3 protein-coding genes and 1 pseudogene are annotated in these 2,483 nt (G+C 57.6%); 3 read left to right on the top strand and 1 reads right to left on the bottom strand.

What is annotated here, in order from left to right:
- From M0974_RS05880 to M0974_RS05870, 3 genes are all read left to right on the top strand, one after another.
- Positions 1-1,131, top strand: a 1,131-nt coding sequence (locus M0974_RS05880; protein ID WP_297833962.1) for a penicillin-binding transpeptidase domain-containing protein, incomplete at its 5' end; no start/stop codon positions are given.
- 16 nt (positions 1,132-1,147) lie between these two features.
- Complete coding sequence (locus M0974_RS05875) at positions 1,148-1,873, top strand: tetratricopeptide repeat protein (RefSeq protein WP_297833959.1); 726 nt, start codon at positions 1,148-1,150, stop codon at positions 1,871-1,873.
- Positions 1,873-2,202 carry a YqcC family protein gene (locus M0974_RS05870; RefSeq protein WP_297833956.1) on the top strand — a complete coding sequence of 110 codons (330 nt, stop codon included), beginning with the start codon at positions 1,873-1,875 and terminating at the stop codon, positions 2,200-2,202. The genes M0974_RS05875 and M0974_RS05870 overlap by 1 nt, the downstream gene beginning before the upstream one ends.
- A 46-nt stretch (positions 2,203-2,248) precedes the next feature.
- Here M0974_RS05870 and M0974_RS05865 read toward each other — a convergent pair.
- Positions 2,249-2,483, bottom strand: a pseudogene (locus M0974_RS05865) (DUF4124 domain-containing protein); the annotation flags it as partial.

The raw sequence follows: 2,483 nt of genomic DNA, 5'->3' as shown, positions 1-2,483 counted from the left end.
TTCGATCCGATTCTGCAGATGAAGTCTGAGGCGGCGGTTACTGAAGCATTCAAGAAGATGGACGGGCGCAAGGGCGGCGATGAAGTGGAAACGGCCATGGTCGTGACCAATCCCGAGACCGGTGAAGTCCAGGCCCTGGTCGGCAGCCGTCAGGCGGGATACGCCGGTTTCAACCGAGCGCTGGATGCCGTGCGGCCGATCGGCTCGCTGGTCAAGCCCGCGATCTATCTGACTGCGCTAGAGCAGCCTAGCAAATACACATTGACCAGTTACATTGCCGACGAGCAATTCTCGGTCAAGGGCGCGGACGGGCAAGTCTGGAAACCACAAAACTTCGATCACAAGTCACACGGCAATATCTTCCTGTATCAAGGCCTGGCGCACTCTTACAACCTGTCCTCGGCCAAGCTCGGCCTTGAACTGGGCGTGCCGAACGTCTTCAAAACCTTGGGTAAGCTGGGTATCAGCCGCGAATGGCCAGCGTATCCGTCGATGTTGTTGGGTGCCGGTAGCCTCAGCCCGATTGAAGTGGCAACCATGTACCAGACCATTGCCAACGGCGGTTTTAATACGCCGATGCGCGGGATCCGTAGTGTACTGACTGCCGAAGGTGAGCCGCTTAAGCGCTATCCGTTCCAGATCCAGCAGCGCTTCGATCCAGGGTCTATTTATCTGCTGCAAAATGCCATGCAGCGCGTGATGCGAGAAGGTACGGGCAAGTCGGCTTATAGCCAGCTGCCAAGCACGTTGAATCTGGCTGGTAAAAGTGGCACCACTAATGATTCGCGTGACAGCTGGTTTGCCGGTTTTAGCCAGGATTTACTGGCGGTGGTCTGGGTCGGTCGCGACGATAACGCCCAAACACCGTTCACCGGTGCCACCGGCGCGTTGCAGATATGGACGAGCTTCATGCGTCGGGCCGATCCGCTTTCACTGGACACCGCGCAGCCCGATAATGTGGTTCAGGCCTGGATCAATTCCAGTACCGGCCAAGGCTCTGACTCGACCTGCCCGGGCGCGGTGCAGATGCCGTATATTCGCGGCAGTGAACCGGCGCCCGGCACTGCCTGTGGCGGCGTCCCTGCCGCGGCCGATTCCGTAATGGATTGGGTCAAAGGTTGGTTGAAATAAGCAAAGAGGATGTGACGTGAATAAGTGGTTGATTCCTGCTTTAACAGCTGTGGCTTTGCTTAACGGCTGCGCCAGTGTAGAGCGTGGCTCTATTCCGGTCGAAGATTCCGGAAGCAAAGTGTCCAACAGTGAACGTGTCCAAGGCAACGGCGGTTATCGTCAGCGCGCGCCACAGCAACAGCAACAGCCGCAAGCCGAGCCGCAGGATTCCGGCGTTACGGTGATGGTCCCGAGTGGCGGTGGTTCTCCGATCCAAAGCTACCCTGCTTCAACTGGGGCACCTCAGTTCAATACCAGCCCGATCGAAACCGCACCGATCAATAACGCGCCAATCAATACGGCCCCGATTAACAACAGCTACAACTCCACCGCACCAACGGGTATTCCAAGCAGCGGCGGTTTGTCTGCAGACGAGCAACTTGACGGCCCCGTCCTCTCATTGCTCACGACCGCCCAGCAGCAACAGGCCAGCGGCGACTTGAACGGTGCGTCGTCCAGCCTGGAGCGCGCCCAGCGTGTAGCGCCGCGCGAGCCGCAGGTGCTCTTCCGCTTGGCACAAGTACGTTTGGCTCAGGGCGATGCGCCACAAGCCGAGCAACTTGCACGCCGTGGCCTGACGTACGCCAATGGTCGCTCCGATTTGCAGGCCAGCCTATGGGGTTTGATCGCTCAGTCGCGAGCGAAACAAGGTGATGCCGCAGGTGCAGCGTTGGCACGTCAAAAAGCAGGGGGCGGTTATTGATGGACAAACGTTTTCCTCAAGTCGCTGGGCAATTACTGCTGATCGAACGTGAGTTACGTCAGCTTGGCTGGTGGAGTGATGTGCCGCCCAGTCCCGAGGCATTGGCCAGCAGCGAGCCTTTCGCTGTTGACTTGATGGAATTCGATCAGTGGTTGCAGTGGATATTTTTGCCGCGCATGAAAGTTATCCTGGAGCAGGATCTGTCACTGCCTAATGCATCGGGCATTCGGGAAATGGCCGAGATGGTGTATGCGGGCCGTCAGCAGGAGACAGATACCCTGCAGCAATTACTGAAGCAGTTCGACCGGGTGATCACTGAGGCGCGTTAAGTGACTCTGCACATTAAATCCAGTGCCGGGGTCGCCCGGCGGGGTTTTACTGGCAATTGTCTTGTATCGCTTTTTCCGCTTCAGCAACGCGCGTGGCACGCTCTTCGTCGGTTAAGCGCCGAATGACACCGTCGATGTCCAGGCGTGCCCGCGGATTGTTTCGCAATTGGGCCAGGTTCATCCTCACGTCTTGGCAATACGCCGCTCGTTTGACTTCCTGAACGGCAACCTGCTTTTTAACTTTGGCGTCTATTGCGTCTTGTTCTGCTTGCGCTTTATCC

The sequence above is a fragment of the Pseudomonas sp. genome (genome assembly GCF_026224925.1).
Lineage (GTDB): Bacteria > Pseudomonadota > Gammaproteobacteria > Pseudomonadales > Pseudomonadaceae > Aquipseudomonas.
This window is presented reverse-complemented; position numbering and strand designations above follow the sequence as displayed.

Bases quoted from the DNA above. Each gene is read 5' to 3' on its own strand.
- M0974_RS05870 (WP_297833956.1), top strand. From the start codon at position 1,873: ATGGACAAACGTTTTCCTCAAGTCGCTGGGCAATTACTGCTGATCGAA.